The 19,611-nt window shown below is 37.2% G+C and carries 24 protein-coding genes and 1 pseudogene; 18 read left to right on the top strand and 7 right to left on the bottom strand.

The window, feature by feature from the left end; translation table 11 throughout:
• Positions 1-53: 53 nt before the first annotated feature.
• The 10 genes and pseudogenes from J582_RS07520 to J582_RS27585 all read left to right on the top strand — a co-directional run.
• Positions 54-680, top strand: coding sequence for a phage baseplate assembly protein V (locus J582_RS07520; protein WP_032047667.1), 627 nt, complete (start codon positions 54-56; stop codon positions 678-680).
• Complete coding sequence (locus tag J582_RS07515; protein ID WP_032047666.1) at positions 677-1,024, top strand: GPW/gp25 family protein; 348 nt, start codon at positions 677-679, stop codon at positions 1,022-1,024. The genes J582_RS07520 and J582_RS07515 overlap by 4 nt, the downstream gene beginning before the upstream one ends.
• A complete protein-coding gene (locus J582_RS07510) occupies positions 1,021-1,923 on the top strand; it encodes a baseplate J/gp47 family protein (protein WP_032047665.1) in 903 nt (300 codons plus the stop codon). Before J582_RS07515 ends, J582_RS07510 begins: the two co-directional genes overlap by 4 nt.
• Positions 1,923-2,528 (top strand): phage tail protein I, encoded by a 606-nt coding sequence (locus J582_RS07505; protein WP_032047664.1) that lies wholly within the window; start codon positions 1,923-1,925, stop codon positions 2,526-2,528. Before J582_RS07510 ends, J582_RS07505 begins: the two co-directional genes overlap by 1 nt.
• An 11-nt stretch (positions 2,529-2,539) precedes the next feature.
• The gene (locus J582_RS07500; protein WP_032047663.1) at positions 2,540-4,840 is read left to right on the top strand and encodes a phage tail protein; all 2,301 of its coding nucleotides are present in this window, start codon (positions 2,540-2,542) and stop codon (positions 4,838-4,840) included.
• 105 nt (positions 4,841-4,945) lie between these two features.
• The gene (locus J582_RS07495) at positions 4,946-6,121 is read left to right on the top strand and encodes a phage tail sheath protein (RefSeq protein ID WP_032047662.1); all 1,176 of its coding nucleotides are present in this window, start codon (positions 4,946-4,948) and stop codon (positions 6,119-6,121) included.
• 12 nt (positions 6,122-6,133) lie between these two features.
• Positions 6,134-6,652: a phage major tail tube protein gene (locus J582_RS07490; RefSeq protein WP_032047661.1), complete on the top strand. Its 519-nt coding sequence runs from the start codon at positions 6,134-6,136 to the stop codon at positions 6,650-6,652.
• Between the two features lie 66 nt (positions 6,653-6,718).
• Positions 6,719-7,060, top strand: a complete 342-nt coding sequence (locus tag J582_RS07485) for a phage tail assembly protein (protein WP_024436757.1) — start codon at positions 6,719-6,721, stop codon at positions 7,058-7,060.
• Between the two features lie 2 nt (positions 7,061-7,062).
• The gene (locus J582_RS25820; RefSeq protein ID WP_100221757.1) at positions 7,063-7,200 is read left to right on the top strand and encodes a GpE family phage tail protein; all 138 of its coding nucleotides are present in this window, start codon (positions 7,063-7,065) and stop codon (positions 7,198-7,200) included.
• A 13-nt stretch (positions 7,201-7,213) separates the two neighbouring features.
• Positions 7,214-8,773: pseudogene (locus tag J582_RS27585) on the top strand (phage tail tape measure protein); the annotation flags it as partial.
• Positions 8,774-9,319: 546 nt separating this feature from the next.
• Here J582_RS27585 and J582_RS27580 read toward each other — a convergent pair.
• Complete coding sequence (locus J582_RS27580; RefSeq protein ID WP_227556605.1) at positions 9,320-9,376, bottom strand: hypothetical protein; 57 nt, start codon at positions 9,374-9,376, stop codon at positions 9,320-9,322.
• Between the two features lie 293 nt (positions 9,377-9,669).
• On the opposite strand from J582_RS27580, the gene J582_RS07475 reads away from it, so the two are divergent.
• From J582_RS07475 to J582_RS07460, 4 genes are all read left to right on the top strand, one after another.
• Positions 9,670-10,110: a phage tail protein gene (locus J582_RS07475; RefSeq protein WP_032047659.1), complete on the top strand. Its 441-nt coding sequence runs from the start codon at positions 9,670-9,672 to the stop codon at positions 10,108-10,110.
• Positions 10,111-11,424, top strand: coding sequence for a contractile injection system protein, VgrG/Pvc8 family (locus J582_RS07470; RefSeq protein ID WP_032047657.1), 1,314 nt, complete (start codon positions 10,111-10,113; stop codon positions 11,422-11,424).
• A 127-nt stretch (positions 11,425-11,551) separates the two neighbouring features.
• Positions 11,552-11,791: an ogr/Delta-like zinc finger family protein gene (locus J582_RS07465; protein WP_000113727.1), complete on the top strand. Its 240-nt coding sequence runs from the start codon at positions 11,552-11,554 to the stop codon at positions 11,789-11,791.
• Positions 11,788-11,988 carry a TraR/DksA C4-type zinc finger protein gene (locus tag J582_RS07460; RefSeq protein WP_000130083.1) on the top strand — a complete coding sequence of 67 codons (201 nt, stop codon included), beginning with the start codon at positions 11,788-11,790 and terminating at the stop codon, positions 11,986-11,988. Before J582_RS07465 ends, J582_RS07460 begins: the two co-directional genes overlap by 4 nt.
• Before the next feature lie 409 nt (positions 11,989-12,397).
• Here J582_RS07460 and J582_RS07450 read toward each other — a convergent pair whose 3' ends face one another.
• The 4 genes from J582_RS07450 to J582_RS0104390 all read right to left on the bottom strand — a co-directional run bounded on the left by J582_RS07450 (position 12,398) and on the right by J582_RS0104390 (position 16,243).
• Entirely contained in the window at positions 12,398-13,231 is an 834-nt protein-coding gene (locus tag J582_RS07450; protein WP_000065251.1) for a hypothetical protein, read from the bottom strand.
• A 14-nt stretch (positions 13,232-13,245) separates the two neighbouring features.
• Positions 13,246-14,094 carry a hypothetical protein gene (locus J582_RS07445; protein WP_000572407.1) on the bottom strand — a complete coding sequence of 283 codons (849 nt, stop codon included), beginning with the start codon at positions 14,092-14,094 and terminating at the stop codon, positions 13,246-13,248.
• A 128-nt stretch (positions 14,095-14,222) separates the two neighbouring features.
• Positions 14,223-15,101: a BRCT domain-containing protein gene (locus tag J582_RS07440; protein ID WP_000451464.1), complete on the bottom strand. Its 879-nt coding sequence runs from the start codon at positions 15,099-15,101 to the stop codon at positions 14,223-14,225.
• Between the two features lie 119 nt (positions 15,102-15,220).
• Entirely contained in the window at positions 15,221-16,243 is a 1,023-nt protein-coding gene (locus tag J582_RS0104390; RefSeq protein WP_005137951.1) for a hypothetical protein, read from the bottom strand.
• A gap of 316 nt (positions 16,244-16,559) precedes the next feature.
• Between J582_RS0104390 and J582_RS07435 the strand changes: the two genes are divergently transcribed.
• From J582_RS07435 to J582_RS07425, 3 genes are all read left to right on the top strand, one after another.
• Positions 16,560-16,754, top strand: coding sequence for a hypothetical protein (locus J582_RS07435; RefSeq protein ID WP_005137949.1), 195 nt, complete (start codon positions 16,560-16,562; stop codon positions 16,752-16,754).
• A 107-nt stretch (positions 16,755-16,861) separates the two neighbouring features.
• Entirely contained in the window at positions 16,862-17,695 is an 834-nt protein-coding gene (locus J582_RS07430; protein ID WP_005137947.1) for a Rha family transcriptional regulator, read from the top strand.
• 116 nt (positions 17,696-17,811) lie between these two features.
• Positions 17,812-18,027, top strand: coding sequence for a hypothetical protein (locus tag J582_RS07425; protein ID WP_003655138.1), 216 nt, complete (start codon positions 17,812-17,814; stop codon positions 18,025-18,027).
• 15 nt (positions 18,028-18,042) lie between these two features.
• Here the strand turns inward: J582_RS07425 and J582_RS07420 are convergent, their stop codons facing one another.
• Together J582_RS07420 and J582_RS07415 are read right to left on the bottom strand one after the other, a co-directional pair.
• Entirely contained in the window at positions 18,043-18,936 is an 894-nt protein-coding gene (locus J582_RS07420; RefSeq protein ID WP_005137944.1) for a hypothetical protein, read from the bottom strand.
• 11 nt (positions 18,937-18,947) lie between these two features.
• Positions 18,948-19,289: a helix-turn-helix domain-containing protein gene (locus tag J582_RS07415; RefSeq protein ID WP_032047655.1), complete on the bottom strand. Its 342-nt coding sequence runs from the start codon at positions 19,287-19,289 to the stop codon at positions 18,948-18,950.
• 91 nt (positions 19,290-19,380) lie between these two features.
• On the opposite strand from J582_RS07415, the gene J582_RS07410 reads away from it, so the two are divergent.
• Entirely contained in the window at positions 19,381-19,572 is a 192-nt protein-coding gene (locus tag J582_RS07410) for a hypothetical protein (RefSeq protein WP_032047653.1), read from the top strand.
• Positions 19,573-19,611: the final 39 nt, after the last annotated feature.

The following is a 19,611-nucleotide window of genomic DNA, read 5'->3' as shown; positions in this document are numbered from 1 at the left end:
TTTCACAAGTTTCCATTGCTGAAAACTAAAAAACTCTAACGCAAAGTGTTGGCATGAATGCTGACATCAATCGTCGTCTTGAAAATCTGATTCGGTTCGGAAAAATCAAGACTGTAAATCCGTCTAAACCCATCCCTCTTGTCACTGTTGATCTTGACGATATTGTCACACCTGAAATTCGCTTTTTTAATGCACGTTCCGGAGATGACTCAAATTGGGATCCACCCTCTTTAGATGAAGAAGTTATGGTGATTTCACCTTGCGGTGAGATTGGCCCAACTAGCGTGGTTTTTTGTGGTCTTTATAACAATGAGCATCCCGCTCCTTCAGATGATTTAAACCAGAAAATCCGTGTATTTGCTGACGGTTGCATCATTGCTTATGACATTTCTGCTCATCAATTATCAGCCATTTTACCTTCAGGTGGCAAAGCAATTGTAACTGCTGATGGTGGGATAACAGTTAATGGTAATACCACCATCAATGGGAATCTTCAGGTTAATGGCAGTACTGCTATGACTGGAAATAATACCGTTGGAGGTAGCCAGTTAGTGCAAGGTAGTAGTCATTCAACGGGTGCTTTTAGTACTGAAGCTGATGTTAAAGCTGGCTCAATTAGTTTGAAAGAACATAAGCATCCTGGAGATAGCGGTGGGACAACTGGAGGGCCAATTCCATGATGTCACGTGAAAATGGCCGAAAGCTTGAAACTGAATTAGATCATATCCGTCAATCTGTCCAGGACATTCTAACTACACCCATTGGTACAAGAATCATGCGTCGAGAATATGGTTCTTTGGTCTACCAATTGATCGATTCCCCTTTTGATGAAATCGCCACTCTGCAGTTATATGCAGCGACTGCAACTGCACTTTTACGTTGGGAAGATAGGATCATTCTCAATTCAGTTTCGTTAGTGACTAATGAAGAAGGTTCATATTTTCTAGATATGGATTGCAGTCTAGTCGATAGCAATAAACAAGCTTCATTAAGTATTCCTCTTTCAATTGGATCTTCCTTATGAGTGTTGACTTTAATTCTTTACCAAAACCAAATTTTGTTGATGTGCTTGACTATGAAGACATCTTCAATGAACGTAAAGAATATTTCATTTCGCTTCATCCAGAGGATGAACAAGAGCTTGTTCGTAAAACACTGAGCCGTGAAAGTGAGCCAGTCACAAAGCTTTTACAAGAAAATGCTTACCGGGAAATGATTTTACGGAATCAAATCAATGAAAAAGCATTGGCTACACAACTTGCTTTTGCAAAGGGTAATGATCTAGATGTTTGGGGTGCAAATTTTGATGTTAAGCGTTTAGTAATTACACCTGCAGATGATTCAATCACACCACCAGCCCCAGCTGTTTATGAAGAAGATGAAGATTTTCGTTACCGCATTCAAAAGAAATTAGATGCATTAAGTACTGCAGGTCCTGAATCAGCTTATGAATTCCACACGCTTTCTGCTGATAGCCGAGTCGCAGATGTTAAATGTAGTTCGCCAGCTCCAGCTCATGCACTTTTAACAATTCTACAGCGCGATACATCTAATAATGCTTCTACAGAAGAACTTAATAAAATTGTCTATGACTACGTTTCGGCAGAAACAAAACGGCCAACCGGAGACCGAGTTTTAGTTCAATCAGCAGAAATCATTAACTACGAGATAGAAGCTGTTTTAGTCACTAAAAATGTACCTGAGACAGAACCTGTTTTATCTGCAGCGCAAGCTAATACTATTTCTTATACCAAAGAGCCAAAACGTATTGGCAAGGGTGTTTTTTTCTCCGATCTTTACTCTATTTTAAAAGTTTCAGGTGTTGAACGCGTAGAACTCATTAGTCCCACTACAGAACTGCATGTCACGAACTTTCAAGCAGCATTCTGTACAGCTATCCGCCTTAGTGTGAGGAATGAATAATGAATCTACTTCCTCCAAATACGACAATTTTTGAAAAAAAAATTGTTGAAACTACAGCTAAAACAACAGAGCTAAATACAAACTTATCAAGCTTAATTCGTGTTGATAATGCTCCAGCCGATTTCTTGTCAATTTTAGCTTGGCAATTTTCGGTAGATCGCTGGCAAGATGATTGGCCAGATGAAGTCAAGCGTGCACAAATTAAAAACTCAATCAAAGTTCATACATATAAAGGGACTAACTTTGCTCTTCGCTCAATTGTAGAAAGTTTTGGTTATTCATTAACGATTCATGAATGGTGGCAAGAAAGCCCTATGAATGAACCAGGAACTTTTCAAATCACAATTGAAACAAATGGCCGTGCACTAACAGAAAAGACATCTAAAACACTAGTTGAATTACTTAACGATGCGAAACCCTTAACACGAGAACTTAAAGGTATCGAAATCAACGTAATTAGCGTTGATGGAGAAACTAATGTTGCTTGCGGATGTTATGGCGGAGATGACGTAACTATCTATCCAAAAGTTGATGATCCAAATTCACTTATCTATCCCGTATTTGCTTTTTATGAGCATGACACTACTAGCATTTATCCCAAATAGAGCATAAAAATATGGCAGCACTATATCACTCACTTTTTACTGAAAAAGGCTTGGCATTACTTAGAGAATCGATTCAAAACGGAACCAAATTAGGTATTACACATATGTCATTTGGTGATGGTGGCGGCATGTTACCTACACCAGATGCAACATTTACTCATATGGTTAATGAAGTATATCGTGTTGCATTAAATAGGCTTGCCCCTTCTAGAGAGAATCCGAACTGGTTAGAAGCCGATGGAGTAATTCCTTCAGCAGTTGGTGGATTTAATATTCGTGAGGTCGGTCTATGGGCTGGCAATGTCATGGTTGCCTATGCAAACTATCCACCAACATATAAACCAAGTGGAGATCAAGGTACCGCCCAAATCAAATCTATTCGTATTGTATTGCAAATTGATAATACTGCTAATTTTGAATTAAAGATTGATGCATCTGTAGTTATGGCTACTATTCAAGCCTTAGAAGATGCAAAAATTGAGGTAATTGATTTTGCCAATAAAACTAAGGTTCAACATGTCAATTCAATAAAAGAATTATTAGGTTTAGAAGTATGGGATGGCAGAACTGTATTTGTAAAATCATATTGGGAAGGTGAATCAAAAGCTGGAGGATCGTTTGTATTTGACTCATCAAAAATTAATATAAATGATGGCGGTATTATTATAAATGGTTGGGTTCGCCAGATTGATAAAGAATATTTTATTGAATATTGGGGAGTACAATCTAATGGTTTGGATCAAAGTTTACGTTTTCAAAATGCATTAGATTATTGTTTAAAAAATAGAATTAACTCAATTAAGACTTTCGGTAAAGAATACTTTATTGATTCTACAGTTACGTTTGATGCTTTAGATAATAATTTAGTCACTGAATGGGGCTATGCAGACAAACGTTTAATATTAGATTTAAATGGTGCGACTATTAAAACGCATAATGATAATTTAACATTTTTCAAAATTCTTAGAGATCACATTAGTATTATCAATGGAACAATAACTGGCACATATGGAAAGAAACAAAGAGCTATCGTCCTCGGATATGATTTAAATGAAGCTCACAAAACGGGTACTAGAGAATCTGTAATGTGGGTAAACATTACAGATTTAAAATTAAATGGTCTAGATATCGGTATTCAATTTAATCCTAATTACGGTGGTTATGGTATGTATTACCATAAACTCGTTAATATTGATGCTAGAGACGTCAAAATATTATTTTATGGAGAACAAAATACATCAACCCAAGATGATATTAATCGCGGACGCGGAAGCAATAAAGTTACACGATCTGTATTTAATAATATTACTCATGTCGGTGGTTCATGTACTGTTTTCTTTAAAGATATTGAAACTTCACAATTTAAAAACCTATATCTTGAATTCATTCAATATCAAGATAATCGTTTACCAGATGGTGAAGCGGTATGTATCTTTATTCCAGAAGCTCAAATATATAATCCGTTATCTTATGACAATAATAGCCTAGAGTTTCACGGAGCCTTTGAAGCGATTAATAGAACATATAATTTCGGTCAGAAAAATCAGGCTGTTATTGTTGATATTAATACTATTGGAGAAACAAACAGTACAAGTTTTGTTGGTAGTGAATGGACTGTTAGCAATAATGTCGGGCACTCTTATCATCACAAAACAGCGAATATACCCAACTATAAAGGCACCGTAGATGTAAGACCCGTTACTGTAGAGGTCGCAAAATCGACACAAGAAGTCCGTAATTCATATCCATTAAACAATATAGACATTTACGGTAGTTTAATTAGTTTTTCTTCAACTGGTAGCGAATCTCCAGAAACGTTTCAGATTTTTGCAGCTCAATTAAGTGAGCGAATTTATGCACGTTTTAACACACAAGGAAATTGGTTACCTTGGTTTTATCTTTATCATAGTCGTAATACCACTGTTACAGCAGATGGGACTCTTAAAGCAGCTTCACCCATTGTTAAATTATTTGCTGATAGAGTTGAGATGAATGAAGAAGCCTCAGAACAGCCTATCTCTTTTGAAAAATTAGGAATTGGTCACTATCTGGTTAAAGGTAGTTTAGGATTTGCGAAAATAGGTTGGTGGGTAGAAGTACCAAGTGACAGTAATGGAAATAAAATTTGTGCAATTAAGTATCAACAATTAGAAAATGGTGATATCGAAATTAAAACATTTATGCGTAAATTCGATATTGAAACTGCTTCAGTTGTAGCTGATGAAGAAAACCCGATTGATATACCTGACAATATAAATGGTGAACAAAGATGGATAGATATACGTTTAAATCCTATTGAAATACAAAGTTAGATGTAATCATGTAAAAACCATTTTCACAGACCAAGAAACTTACACTTTTGATTTAGTCATGCAAGCCTGTTTGTTGAATTAAAACCTCAATAAACAGGCTTTTTTATGGCTATAGATCAATACCACCACGGAATCCGTGTCCTTGAACTCAATGATGGGATCCGGCCAATCCGAACCATTGCAACTGCAATTCCGGGCTTTGTTGCAACTGCAGATGATGCAGACCCATTAGTATTTCCAGAAAACCAAGCAGTACTAATTACAAATATACAAGCTGCAGTAGCTAAAGCCGGTAAAAACGGAACTTTAGCAAAAGTACTTCAAAATATGGCCAACCAGACCAACGCTATTTGTGTCGTGGTCCGTGTACCCACTGCAGTTGATGAAGCAGCTCAAACTGCAAACGTCGTGGGTACTGTTACCGCTGAAGGTAAATATACCGGCCTTAAAGCTTTACTTGTTGCCAAATCAAAATTAGGGGTTCAGCCGCGTATTTTAGGCGCACCTGGGCTTGATACTCAGCCAGTTGCTACTGAATTAGTTGTTATTGCTAAAAAGTTACGTGCTATGGCTTATGCGTATGCATGGGGCTGTAAAACCAAAGAAGAAGCTGTGGCATATCGTGAAGCTTTTGCAGCACGTGAACTCATGATCATTTGGCCGAACTTTGTAGCATTTAATACAACAACTGCTCAAACAGAAACAGTGCCAGCTGTAGCAGTTGCTATGGGATTACGTGCAAAAATTGATAACGAAATCGGCTGGCATAAAACTCTTTCAAACGTTGCTGTGTCTGGTGTTACTGGCATTGATGCTGATGTGACTTGGGATCTGCAAGATCCAGCTACTGACGCTGGCTATCTCAACAGTAATGAAGTCACCACTTTAATTCAGCATGAAGGCTTCCGTTTTTGGGGATCTCGTACATGTTCAGATGATCCATTATTCCTATTTGAAAACTATACACGTACTGCTCAAGTATTGGCTGACACCATGGCTGAAGCACACATGTGGGCAAATGATTTACCTCTTCATGGTTCGTTGGTCACGGACATTCTTGAAGGTCAAAAGGCCAAGCTACGTGAACTCACGCGTAATAAATACCTCATTGGTGGTGACGCCTGGTTCGATCCTGAAGCAAATACTCCAGATACGTTGAAGGTGGGTAAATTGGCCACTGATTACGATTACACCCCTGTCCCACCGTTAGAAGATCTGACATTCCGCCAACGTATTACGGATCGTTATCTCGCTAACTTTGCTGCATCTGTAAAAGCTTAAGGAGCATAACGCATGGCTTTACCTCCAAAATTAAAAAATATGAACTTCTTTAATGAAGGGAATAGCTACTTGGGCAAAGTTAAAACTGTGACTTTACCCAAGTTAGGCCGTAAAACTGAAGACTACCGTGGCGGTGGTATGAACGGGACCGTAAAAGTCGATTTAGGCATGTCCGATGATGGCTTAGTACTTGAGTCAACTTATGGTGGTTTAGATCTTTTGACACTCCGTCAATTTGGTATGGAAAAAATTGACGGTGTTTATCTCCGTTTTGCTGGGGCATACCAGCGAGATGATGATGGCGAATATGATGCCGTTGAAGTGGTTGTTAAAGGTCGCCACGAAGAAATTGACGGTGGTGAATCAACACCTGGTGAAGACACAGAACATAAAGTTGTGACGAACTGTGTTTACTACAAGCTGACAGTAAACGGTGTTGTTGAAGTCGAAATTGACATTCTTGGCATGAAAGAAATGATCGGTGGCGTAGATCGTCTTGAAAAACAACGCAACATCTTAGGCATTTTATAAGTTTCCTTCCCTTCTGTAGCCCAGTACTGCAGAAGGTTTTTTATTTAACTTTTAGGATATTTCCACATGAATCAAATTGATCAAGCGATTAACCAGGAACAAATTAAAAACCCGAATGAAGAAGTGGTGAATTTAGAAGAACCAATCCGTATGGGTGAACAGATGATTACTCAGGTCACAATTCGTAAACCGGGTGTAAAGGCATTAAGTGGTACCAGTCTCCAGGCTATTTACCAGCATGACGTAGATGCACTTTGTAAAGTCCTTCCACGTGTTACTTCCCCAGCACTGACACCTCAGCAAATCTACCAAATGGACCCTGTAGATTTTGCCAATTTAGGAGGGCATTTGGTCACTTTTTTGTACCCGAAAGCCTTACAGAAGGAAATCAAGGCTCAGACAGCCTAGAGCTGGTCGATGATGTAGATGAGGCAATAGCTAATATTGCCGTCATCTTCCACTGGCCACCAAGTACTTACGATGACATGGATATTGTTGAATTGAGCAAATGGCATCGTAGAGCTCTCTTAAGAAATCAAACTAACTAATTAGAGTCCACCAATGGCAGATTTAAAATTAGAAGTCCTATTTAATGCAGTTGATAAATTATCTGGCCCTATAAAAACAATCGTTGGTGGCTCTAAAACCTTATCAGATGCCTTTAAAAAGACTTCATCTGAACTGAAGGCACTAGAAGCCCAGCAACGCAAAATTTCAGGCTTCAGGCAGCTTAAAGAACAATCTGAAAAAACTACACAGGCCATTGAACAGAATAAGGAAACACTTAAACAGCTCAAAACAGCCATGAATATTGGTGCCCCTACTGAGCAGATGGTTAAGGATTTAGCACGTGCTGAAGCTGCACAAAAACGTCTGAAAGCGGCTCAGAAAAATCAAGGTACTGAAATGACGGCTTTAGTCCGTGAACTTAATCAGGCTGGTATTAGTGTCGACAACTTGGCTGATGATGAATCAGAGCTGAAGAATAAAATCCATCTCACGACGATGGAAATTAACAAACAAAAGGAATCTTTAGAACGTCACCAGAAAGCTCAAAAGCAGTATGAGCAAATGCAAGGACGTATGGCTAAAGCATCGGATCTGGCCAAGAAAGGTCTAATGGTTGCTGGAGCTGGAGCAGCTGCAATGGCTATTCCGGTACACCTGGCAATTGACTATGAATCTGCAATGGCAGATGTGAAAAAGGTCGTCAATTTTGAAACTCCACAACAGTTCAAAATCATGGGTGATGACATCATCCGGCTATCCACCGAACTTCCAATGGCTGCCAAAGATATTGCAGCTATTGTTGCAGCTGGTGGTCAATCTGGAATTGCAAAAAATGAACTGCTAGGTTTTGCTGAATCCGCGGTAAAAATGGGCGTTGCTTTTGACATTTCTGCTCAAGAGTCTGGTCAAGCTATGGCCGAAATGCGTACAGCTTTTAAAATGTCTCAACCAGAAGTCGTCTCTCTTGCTGACAAAATTAACTATCTAGGCAATAACACTCCAGCTGCAGCAAAAGGCATCATGGATATTGTTCAACGTATTGGCCCTCTCGGTGAAGTTGGTGGTTTTGCCTCTGGATCTATTGCAGCACTTGGTGCCACTATTCGGGGCATGGGTGTCGCAGAAGAAATTGCAGCAACCGGTATTAAGAATATGATGCTTGCTTTAGTTGCTGGAGAGTCTGCCACTAAAGGTCAAAGAGCTGCTTATAAAGATCTAGGCTTAGATGCTGGCCAAGTTGCTAAAGACATGCAAACTGATGCTGAAGCTACAACGTTGAAAGTAATAAAAGCAATTTCAAAATTAGATAAATATAAACAGGCTGCCACCTTAAAAGAATTATTTGGATCTGAATCTTTAGGCTCTATTGCACCATTACTTACTAACATGGAAGCCCTTGAGAAAAACCTATCAATGGTAGGAGATAAATCTAAATATGCTGGTTCAATGCAAGCCGAATATGCCGCACGTGCAGCAACTACAGCCAATAATATCCAGTTGGCCAAGAACCAAGTAGCGGGTCTGGCGATCAATATTGGTAATGTACTTTTACCCCCAATTAATACCATGCTTGGCAAATTCACCTCTGTGATGGCAGTTGTTCAAGATTGGGCATCCCGCAACCCTGCATTAGCCTCAAGTCTGGTAAAAATTGCTGTTGGTGGCATAGCTATTATTGCTGTTATAAGCGCTTTATCACTTGGAGTTTTAGCGCTACTTGGTCCCCTTGCTATGCTCAAAATGACCTTTTCCACATTAGGGATTGGGTTTAGTGCATTAGGAGCCATTGTCTCCCCAGCTGGTTTAGTCATCCTTGGCATTATTGCAGCCGTGGCTGGAGCTGCTTATCTCATTTATAAGAATTGGGAACCTATCAAAGGATTCTTTGTTGGCATTTGGAATACAGTTAAAACTGCCTTCAATGGCGGAATTAAAGGCGTATCTGCCCTAATTATTAACTGGTCCCCTATTGGGCTTTTCTATGCTGCATTTGCGAAAGTCTTGTCCTGGTTCGGTGTAGATCTGCCCGCGAAATTCACAGGGTTTGGGGCCATGATTTTGACTGGCTTAAAAAATGGAATTCTTTCTAAAATCGGTGAGGTTAAAACTGCTCTCTCCGGAGCCGTAACTGGTGTTATTGAAAAAGCCCGAAATCTTCTAGGTATCCATTCCCCTTCCCGTGTGTTTATGGGCATTGGTGACTACACCATGCAAGGTATGGCATTAGGTATTTCACAGAACCATAACTTACCCGTTAAAGCGACACAGCAAGCTACTCAAAATGTGATTAGTACTGGTACCACAGCAAAGGTTACACCAGTGACGCCAATCCGGGCACAACGCGGTGGCAGCTTCATTAGTAACGACACAATTCAAATCACCATTAAAGCAGAGCACGGTCAACCCGTTCGTGAAACTGCACGTGCTTTAAGAGCTGAAATGGTACGCCTTCAACAAGAAGAACGCGATGCTCGTCGTAGATTTTTGACTGATACGGAGTAGACAAAATGATGATGGCTTTAGGGTTGTTCGTATTTTCATTGCGAACAGCTGCATATCAAGAACTGCAACGTGTTACTAACTGGAGACATCCAAGCAATAGCCGGGTTGGCTCTACTCCAGCTTACCAGTTCGCGGGAAAAGGTGAAGATACCATTACCCTGAAGGGAGAAATTTACCACGAACTGACCAACAACCGAATTGTACTAGATCAAGTCCGTCGTATGGCAGACACAGGCATGGCCTACACATTGATTGAAGGAACCGGAAAGATTTATGGCCTAGTTATTATTGAAAATATGGAAGAGACAAAAACCTATTTCTTTAAAGATGGTGCTGCCCGCAAAACAGAATTTACTTTGACACTAAAGATTGTGAAGGAATGGAAACCGACGCTACTCGGCACACTCATCGGCATGGCTGGTGGTGCAGTAAATAGGTTGATATAAATGCTTAATCAAATCACCAATATGCTAAATGAAGCAGCTGAATCATATCAGGCTGAAACTGAATATCCTTTCCCAATTTATCGCCTAGAAGTCGACGGAAATGACATATCCCCTCTTGTTGTCGACCGGTTAATTTCTCTCAGTATTAAAGATAATCGTGGTCTTATTGTGGACTCTGTGGACATTGATCTTGATGATTCTGATGGCCAATTAGAAATCCCCCCTGAAGGAGCAATTATTCAAGTATGGATTGGTTGGTCAAATACGGGCTTAGTGGACAAAGGGAAATACAAAGTTGAATCCGTCACTCATCGTGGTGCACCGGACGTTTTAAGTATTTCAGCCTTCAGTAATGACGTATCTGAAGGCTTAAAGCAAAAGCGTGAACGTAGCTTTAGTAATAAATCAATACAGATGATTTTTGAAACCGTTGGTGCTGAATATGCGCTTAAAACAATTGTGCATGACACACTGGCCAACCGAGTAATTTCATATATTGCTCAGAACGAAAGTGACGCCAATTTAGTTACCCGGATTGCAGACGAACATGATGCTATTGCTACTGTAAAAAATGGCCATTTAATTTTACTACCTCGTGGGGCCAGTCAAACCGCTTCAGGATTGCCCCTTCCTACCGCCCAAATTTTTAGATCTGATGGTGATGGCCACAATTACACTACTGGTACCGGTACTGACAGAATCACTGGTGTTAAAGCCTACTATTACGATTCAAGTAAATCTAAAAAGCTGTATGTAGTCATTGGTGACAATGAAGACAATTTAAAAGAGATCCGCTACGTTCACCGTGATAAAAAAACGGCTGAATTAGCGGCACAAGCTGAATTCAACCGTTGCAAACGTACATCTCAGAAATTGTCATATACCTTTGCCTTTGGCCAACCGGAACTTATCCCGGAACAAGAGTTTGTTTTTACCGGTTTAAAACCACAAATTGATGACATCGTATGGCTGGGCACCAACGTCACTCATAATCTAACTGACGGAGGGTTTACAACGAGTGTTGAGCTAGAGGTACAGCTACCAAATGCAGATGATGTTTCAACTCTTTTTGAGCCTGATAAAGATGGAGATAAAGAATTAAAAAAACAAAACAAAAAACGGACCGGTCGCAACTATGCCGACTACACCGGAGTAATCGTTTTTTATCGTGACAATGGAAAAGACCAGAAGCTTACTTCGGGTGATCAAAGCAATCCTTTAAAACTCATTAAAATTTATAAAACAAAAAAGACAGCGATTATTGCCTTAAAAAGAGAACAAGCCCGAATAGATAAAGCTAAAAAGGGCAAATAAAAAAAATCCTTGCTTTGGGGAAAGCAAGGACAAAAGGGTAATCAATTTTCGATACAAATTATTATAAATCACCATTTATAGTGATTTTGTTATAAAATCGTAAATAATTAAACCTACAGGTAACGAAATGGCTCGACCAAGATCCCGTTATAAATGCCCTCACTGCGGTGAACCTTTTTCAATCCGTTCAAGTACTGAACTTAATCCTTTACTCCGTTCATTTCAGGGACAGTGTCAAAACTTAGAGTGTGGTTTTACTGCTCAAGGATTCTTTGAATTAAAGATCCAGCTTTCCCCTCCAGCTCATCCTAATCCTGAAATTAACCTACCTACTCCAGACCGTACTTGGAAAATGGAGCACGCATGACAGACAAAATTGATATTGCTCAAGAACTACAACTTAAACAGGTCCAAATTCAACTTAAAGACTTTAGCCGCCCTTCCCTAACTGAATGTGAAGAATGCGGAAATGATATTCCTGTTGAGCGCCAGCGCTATGGTTCTGTAACCCTTTGTGTTGAATGTAAAAATACACAAGAAAAACTTTCAAAAAGGTACTTTTAAATGACAAATTTCCTAATCTTTTTCATCGTTATTCTTGTTTTAGCCCTCATTATTTTTTGGATGATTCTGGATTATCAATTTACTCGGTACATCCATGAGATGAAGGCTTTTTATAAGGAAGAAAATCTCCAAAACAAAAGCCAACTCAAGTTAAATCAGCAAATCCATACGGGAGTAATAAATGCAGCTATACCCGATCTTAATCGGCATGATCATGGGCATTATTTTAAGTAGTTCCATGTTCTTATATCTTGTCGCATAACGCCAAGCCCCTTCAATGGGGCTTTATTATTTTACGGTAAATACCTTGTCTTAAAAGTTTCCTACCAAACTTCTATATTGCTTGATCTGTTTTCTATATTATTTTTAGTTAACCTTTTAAGCTGTGTTAAAAGGTTAATTTCAAAAATCATGCAGCTTCTTCACCTAGCCAAAATAACATTTTGTCATTCAACTCTTCTTCAGAATCTGCACTTTCAATATTAAACTTATAGCCTTTAAATTTGAAATCTAATTTATCTAAGGTCTCTCCAATTTCATCAACCTTTTCCTCATCTAACTTCTTCAACTCTTCTGCAGAAGGTCTTAAAACAAAAAAGTTTGCGCCTTTTTGATCTAATTGAGATGCTGTTAAAAGATCTGTTGCCAACATCAAGTAATTTGTATTGATGGTATCTACATTGTTTGTGACGACAGAAACAAAACTTCCGTAATTAGAAGAACTTCGCATAGGCACATACAAATCACTATTATTTTTTCTTAAATAACTATCTTCAGGGAATAGATCTAATAAATGCTTATATTCATTTTTACTTTTAATTTTTTGTCTGAGGTTAGTTGTAGCACGTTTTAAGAATGGCTCATTTTTAATGTACTTAAAATCATTCTTCACTTTACTCTTTGATGCATGAGTTTTGCCTAAAGTAACAACACGAGTGTACAATCTTTCCAGAATCTTTTCTTCATTAAGGCCCTTAGCTAAGCCTTTATCTATCAAACGAATTTGGTCTGAAAAATAAAAATTATCTCCTTTAAAAGCTTTTAAAGATAATTCAATAACATCCTGAAGATGCTGTACAGTATCCTCATCATATAAGCAATTTACGCGATTGAAACTATCAAGCATTTTGAAGTAATTTCTACCATTGTGCTTAAATGAAACACCAATATTTAGATATTCTTCAGTAGCTATATCAGGGTTCCACTGCACAAGTGACCATTCACCTTTAATTATATTTGACATATGAATCTACCTATTTAAGCAGCTAATGCATGAGGCAAACGAGTTGCTATGGTAGCAAAACGTACTTCAAAATAATTGAAAAAATCATCAATCTTTTTATCTAAATTGCTACCTATTGTTTGATCAATATGAGTGATACAACCATGAATATCTACTTTGTCTTTATCATAAAAACTGCTATTTCTAGCAGCAACATCTAATATAGGTTGATAAATAGCAGGGTGGATAATTGTTCCATTGTATTGTGCTTTGAATGCATTGAGCATGTAGTTTGTACAATTGAATGTTGGGTCGATTGATTCATACTGCCAATCAATTACACCAAAAATTTGACCATGATCAATTATTCCAATGTCATCCTTTTTAATAAAAATTAGATTCCCAATATTTCTATCAATATTCCCAATACAATCATCAAAAGCAACTAAAGATTTAAAGTTCGGCCAAGAATCGAGTAATGAAATAATCTGTTGTGCTTCATCATTAGCAATCTCCTGCGGATTCTTAAGATAGACCTTTTTTAGATCTTTACCGCCAAGACTTGATGTAACCCATCCATATACAAAACCGTTGGTCTGAGCAAAACTATCCGTTGAGGTATCAATAGAAAATTCACTTACATCAAGCTTGATCAAAGCTGCACGACTTGATTGTCGCAAATTGGCTGAATTAGCTAGCAAGAAACCAAAACTTTCATTAATAATTTCTTTAATTCGAGTATTTACAGGAAAAAGTTTAACAAATGATTCAATGACTTCACCATCTGGCCATAGAACTTCAGCTAAATATGTTTTTGCAGAGATACCGCCACTTGTTGGACTCATTTCTTTTAAAGTAGACAAATAACCATCTTGCTCAATCATTTCTATCATTATACTACTAGCCCTTATAAATATCTTTATCTTACATTTTAATAGTAACTAAGATACTCACCAAATTAAAGTTTTAAACATCGATTTTTAAGTCATCACACAGTAATAATAAATATGCATTACTCCTGTCCCAATACTTTCACAAAATCATCTTCAGTTAAAATACGAATATTCGCTCCATCTTTTTGCCACTTCAGAGCCTGTTCAAACTTACGCCCATAGCTCATATGTGCCCAATGAGGATTACCCTTATTACATATCACGAGATAATCAACAGTTTTGGTGAGATCATCTTTAAAAATACCACCTTGTGATTCGATCACCTGTTTCCATTCTGCTTTACTATAACGAGCAGATGCACCAGTTAAACAAATGGTCTTGCCAATGATTTCAACGTTGCCATGGTAGAAATCAGGATTTTTATTATCTTCAGAGCTAGATACTCTAACTTGTGGTAAACCAAAATTATTGAGCTGGATATATTTAGCCAACGTTAAACGTAGAACTTCTTTTGTATCACTACTAACACGGTTTAAAATACGTACATGATTCAAAGCAAGAATTATTTCTTTATAGATAGGATCATCTTTCAGATATTCATGACGATCCAACCAAGCATTTAAAGCTAATACCTCATCATCTGTATAATCACTATCACAGGCCAAACCTGCTAACACGCCATGTAATCTTTGGACATCACAAGTATGTTCTTTAAAGTACTTTGAGTTTTTGAATAAATCTAAATGTGCTTGAACTTCTTGGTGATTCGCTAATAAGAACTGCGGGTCTTCAGCTGCTTTAAGTAGAACCTGATAAAGCGGTTCAAAATGAGGTACTGTTACAGCTTCTGGATATTGCTCTACCCATTTAATTAAGGCTTCAATTTCCTGTAAACGCACACGACCATCTAAGAACAAACCCTCAAAAAAACCTAAAAACAAATTACCTAATTTACTTTGATTCGCATTGAAATTTATACGATTTAAATCAACTTCCATGATGGCACCAATCTCATTTTATTATTAAAATAAAGTTGGCTATATAGTATCCAAGATACTATTGATAATCTATATTTTTCTTAATTCTTAAAAGGTTATATCTGTATCTTTAGTCTTATTTACCCCTTTAAATTCTTAATTGCTTCTGTTGTAGCTTTAACCATTTCAGTTGTACTTTTCATTTGGTCAGAAACTAAATTACCCATATCTTTATGAGCAGTTTTATCAACTTCACGTCCAAAATATTTAAGTGCGAGTTCTTTGCGAATTGCAACTTCATCAGCTTTTTCAATTCCAGTCACAAAAGTTGGAAATGCTTGTATTTCCAACCGAGTCTGGTTGGCTTGATCAGCTAAACTTTGATAATGAGATGATTGCTTTATAAAGAAAGAAACCAATGTGATAACAACTAAAATAAATGATATTTTTAAAAACCAATAATCAAAATTATCTAGAAAGTATATAGGTTCAGCACAAATTGAATATGCTGAAATACATAAAGCACCAATAAGAGTGACTAAAAAAAGCCCTAAGTAAATATAATGTGCTATTTTATACTTTTTACTTTCATTTGAATAATAATCTTCAGTTTTTAAATTTTTTAAAATATTCTTTAAAATTTTAAAGTCTCTTAATTCTTTTTCTGCCTCATCCAACATTTCTTTTATTTCTTTAACAATTATTTGATTAAATTTTTTCTTCTCAGTAGTGTAATTTGTTATAAAATTTTCACCAATTATTAAACTTGCCTCTGCACTTCCAATTTCATTAGGCAATTTATAGAAATTATAGGCATCATATTCTTTGATCATACTAGTTAAAGTTAAATTCAATGACTCCATATAACTTAAGTCTTCATGGTGCTCATTAACACTTGACACATAACTTTTTAATCTTTCTGCAAGAATTATACAGTTATTAATACCACGTTTACAGTTATCTAAATGAAGAGGATATTTAGTCATTGCTTCTTCACTAATATGATTACCGTCTTTCAACTCATAAAAATAATCAATTGTCTTTTGAATATTCTCTAAAAGACCATTTTGAATCTCTGCATTTTTTTCTATTTTTTGATTAAGTTCATCTGTTTGCTGCTTAATAATTTCGGTTAGTTTAATTGTAGCTTCATCAGTTGACATGTAATTCCCACCCCAAAAATTATTATAAAGTCTTGACGCGTAATAGTATCTAAGCTACTGTAAAAACGCTAGAGAGACATAAGTCTTTTTAGTCAGGCGTAGGAACCTGAAAAACAGATACAAGACGCATAAAAGTCCGTCTTCGGGCTATTTTTTTGCGTAAAATTCAGCTTTGCTGTTCATGGCAGGCTGGACAGGACAGCTTCGGCTGGCCGTTTCTTGTATCACGGTAATTCCTACTCCTGTTCAGTCTGTCACCATTATCGTAGGAAGTAATGGCGTCAGGTTTTATTAAGCTTGATACAAGGAATAGCAAATGAACTCATTCGCTTTCAAGAACGCCCCTACTCAAAATTCCGTTCAGGAACATACTCCAGTCAAAGACTTGGCTGCATTCAAAAAACGCCAGCACAAGCTCAAACGTCAAAAACTCATCAAAAACATATTTGATGCTGCAATCTTCCTAAGTATTGCCGGCTTTACCTTCTCAACTTTGTTTTGGGGAGCCTAAGTCATGAATAAATTTTTTGCGCGCCTTTTGCACACCTCTTGTGCGCCTTTGTTTTCACTTCAAGCTCTGTATCATTTCTCTCAATCTAACAAATTGGGAGTATAGCTATGAACGCAGTCACTTATGTTGAAGATGCTGTATTTATTCAAAACGAGCAAGTCAAAACTTCTAGCCTCAAAGTGGCCGAGCTTTTTGGTAAACAGCACAAAGACGTATTACGAAAAATAGAAAGTTTAGAATGTTCTCCTGAATTTACATCAGCGCATTTTTGCGCTCATGTTCAGACAGTTGAAATTGGGAATGGTGCAACCCGCGAATCTAAATATTATGAAATGACCAAAGACGGTTTTATTTTCTTAGTCATGGGTTTTACAGGTGCCAAAGCAGCACAAATCAAAGAAGCTTATATCAACACCTTTAACCACATGGCAGCCATGCTCTACAATACGCAAGGCAACCATGACCAAATTCATGTAGGTGCTGTGGTTCAGCTCAAGTCTGGTGGTCCGCTCTACACGGTCAGTAAAATTCTTTATGACCAAAACGGTTACATGGAAAGTGCTGAAGTCATCTGGCACAACAAATCTAATCTGTGCCGTGAAACTTTACCCATTAACTGCCTAACGCTTGAGTCTAAAAATCTCATTCAAAATAAAACTCTAGAAGACTTCTGGGCATCAGTTCATAACTACGGAATAGATAAACTCAACCATAGCCGTAAGCACAACTTACTGGCGTTTAATCTCGGGCAGATCTACGAGTGCATTGAAGGTTTGCCGCCACGAAACCAACTGTCTAGCATCCTCATGCAAAGCAGTGCTCCCTTCCCTGTCTTTATGCAACATAACCACCCTGTACAGAGTGGGATCATCAATAAAACGGTGAGATGCATGGTTTTCGACATTAAAAAGCTCGCTATATCAGCACCTGAAATGGGCTAATGTTATGGAAAATTTCATAATATCAAACAGATAAGCGACACAACGTGTCGCCACTATCTATATTTTCAAAGCAGATTTTAAGAAAATAGACCCATGATCAATAGACAGGGGGAGAAATGCACTCAACACTAGACGTTAATAGCCAAAAGAAAATGACGGCCGAAGAAATACTGGAAGAAATTGAATATCCACTTGAGAACCTTCAAAACTTACTTTTTGCCTTTTCAAAAATGAAAGTCGATGATGGTTTAAAAGAACAAGAATTTAGCGCCATCATCAACACGCTACATCACCAAGTGGTAAACATTAACCGCGCGGTTCATGCCAAATGAATTAAAAAACCCGACTTAGGTCGGGTTTTCACTCTCATTTTTTTTAAATAATTCTACCCAACCACTAATACGGAAAGTTTTGATTTTATGAAATCTTAAACCATAATTCTTTAAACTCTCGTCATACCAAATTTGATTAAATATATAACTATTCTCAATAAATCTTTTTATATCAGGGAAGACAGGTGCAATCCAAAATAGAACCATTTGTTCTTCTTGGAACATAGAATTACAAAGGACATCCAAGAAATGAGCCTTATCTTTTGCAGAAATTTCTGATTCATTAATTAAATTAATCAAATTTTTATAGATAAAAAAATAAGAGACAACAGGACTGATTGAATCCGTAAATAAATGACGTCCTACCTCAAAAAAATGGTCACGTATTTCGGATTCGCTAAGATTTTCAAAAAATAGTGGGTTACTACTTAATCTAGCAACAAAATCTGTAGTTAGAATTTGCATAACTGTTAAACCGCTAGCCTTTTTTATTTCTTTTTGATATTCATTATTCCTACACTCTAGAACAATACTATTAAATTTTTCTCTTTTATAATTAAGCAATGAATAGAACTGATTAGCAAAAATAGCATTCCTAGATTCGTTTAATTGTTCTTGATGTGATTTTTCAGCTAACTTCAATTGCTCCTTATTAGTCACTCTTGTTTCATTTAAAGAAGTAATTTGCAAATAAGTCGAATAAGCAACTGCACATAAAGCAATGGATGAGATAAGCGTATTTAAACTTCCATAAATATCGCCAAAAGGTCCAAAATCCGTGAAGTCCTTTGGAAATTTATAAGCTTCAATTAAAAGTTTAAAAATAAATGGAAAAGCTATCCATAAACAAACAATAGATAGAACTCCTACACCCCATATCATTTTTTTTTGAAAGTCAGTTATGTTCATTTTTTCATATTTTATTTAAATTGATTTGCATAAGTCTCAGCTATAGAGACTAACCCCGAACGCATTTCTTCACGTGTTTGACGGTATAACTGAATCAGCTTTACTTCATCATCTGCCAGTTCACTGCTCTTAAGTTCCGAAGCTCCCCAAAGAATATAAGCAATATTAAACCCATGATCTTCAAGCAAATCTAACTGGTCAGTGTCTAAAGGTGCATTGTGCTTTTCATAACGCACAACTGAGTTCTTTTTAACGTTTAAAATCTCGGCCAACTCATCTTGTGTACCTATGCCCAAGCGCTTACGTTCTTCTTTTAAACGTTCACCACGATTAGAAAAATCACCATTTTTCATACTTTTTCCTTAAAAGCACTTGTAAATCACCATAAATAGTACTAAATTTAATAACACTAAGTATCTAAGTACGATTTATGGTGATTTTCGCATGACTACATCAAATGTTCAAACTAAACCTAAACACACTGAACTCACTCAAGTCCGCTGGACCAAAGCTCAGTTAAAAGTCCTCAAGAAAATTGCGTATGAAAAGGACACAAAAGTTGCCATCTACATCCGTAATTTTATGGTGAACCATCACCCCGAATTACAAGAACCGTGCAAAGACGAGCAATTGTAATCAAAGCCAATTCGCAATGCTTAGTGTTATTAAATTTAG

This window comes from Acinetobacter sp. 1566109 (assembly GCF_000582255.1).
Lineage (GTDB): Bacteria > Pseudomonadota > Gammaproteobacteria > Pseudomonadales > Moraxellaceae > Acinetobacter > Acinetobacter nosocomialis.
The sequence above is the reverse complement of the archived record's forward strand: the minus strand, read 5'-3'. Positions and strand labels throughout refer to the sequence as shown.

Coding starts and splice junctions, on each gene's coding strand:
- J582_RS07520 (WP_032047667.1), top strand. CDS start 54: ATGAATGCTGACATCAATCGTCGTCTTGAAAATCTGATTCGGTTCGGA.
- J582_RS07515 (WP_032047666.1), top strand. CDS start 677: ATGATGTCACGTGAAAATGGCCGAAAGCTTGAAACTGAATTAGATCAT.
- J582_RS07510 (WP_032047665.1), top strand. CDS start 1,021: ATGAGTGTTGACTTTAATTCTTTACCAAAACCAAATTTTGTTGATGTG.
- J582_RS07505 (WP_032047664.1), top strand. CDS start 1,923: ATGAATCTACTTCCTCCAAATACGACAATTTTTGAAAAAAAAATTGTT.
- J582_RS07500 (WP_032047663.1), top strand. CDS start 2,540: ATGGCAGCACTATATCACTCACTTTTTACTGAAAAAGGCTTGGCATTA.
- J582_RS07495 (WP_032047662.1), top strand. CDS start 4,946: ATGGCTATAGATCAATACCACCACGGAATCCGTGTCCTTGAACTCAAT.
- J582_RS07490 (WP_032047661.1), top strand. CDS start 6,134: ATGGCTTTACCTCCAAAATTAAAAAATATGAACTTCTTTAATGAAGGG.
- J582_RS07485 (WP_024436757.1), top strand. CDS start 6,719: ATGAATCAAATTGATCAAGCGATTAACCAGGAACAAATTAAAAACCCG.
- J582_RS07475 (WP_032047659.1), top strand. CDS start 9,670: ATGATGATGGCTTTAGGGTTGTTCGTATTTTCATTGCGAACAGCTGCA.
- J582_RS07470 (WP_032047657.1), top strand. CDS start 10,111: ATGCTTAATCAAATCACCAATATGCTAAATGAAGCAGCTGAATCATAT.
- J582_RS07465 (WP_000113727.1), top strand. CDS start 11,552: ATGGCTCGACCAAGATCCCGTTATAAATGCCCTCACTGCGGTGAACCT.
- J582_RS07460 (WP_000130083.1), top strand. CDS start 11,788: ATGACAGACAAAATTGATATTGCTCAAGAACTACAACTTAAACAGGTC.
- J582_RS07450 (WP_000065251.1), bottom strand. CDS start 13,231: ATGTCAAATATAATTAAAGGTGAATGGTCACTTGTGCAGTGGAACCCT.
- J582_RS07445 (WP_000572407.1), bottom strand. CDS start 14,094: ATGATTGAGCAAGATGGTTATTTGTCTACTTTAAAAGAAATGAGTCCA.
- J582_RS07440 (WP_000451464.1), bottom strand. CDS start 15,101: ATGGAAGTTGATTTAAATCGTATAAATTTCAATGCGAATCAAAGTAAA.
- J582_RS0104390 (WP_005137951.1), bottom strand. CDS start 16,243: ATGTCAACTGATGAAGCTACAATTAAACTAACCGAAATTATTAAGCAG.
- J582_RS07435 (WP_005137949.1), top strand. CDS start 16,560: ATGAACTCATTCGCTTTCAAGAACGCCCCTACTCAAAATTCCGTTCAG.
- J582_RS07430 (WP_005137947.1), top strand. CDS start 16,862: ATGAACGCAGTCACTTATGTTGAAGATGCTGTATTTATTCAAAACGAG.
- J582_RS07425 (WP_003655138.1), top strand. CDS start 17,812: ATGCACTCAACACTAGACGTTAATAGCCAAAAGAAAATGACGGCCGAA.
- J582_RS07420 (WP_005137944.1), bottom strand. CDS start 18,936: ATGAACATAACTGACTTTCAAAAAAAAATGATATGGGGTGTAGGAGTT.
- J582_RS07415 (WP_032047655.1), bottom strand. CDS start 19,289: ATGAAAAATGGTGATTTTTCTAATCGTGGTGAACGTTTAAAAGAAGAA.
- J582_RS07410 (WP_032047653.1), top strand. CDS start 19,381: ATGACTACATCAAATGTTCAAACTAAACCTAAACACACTGAACTCACT.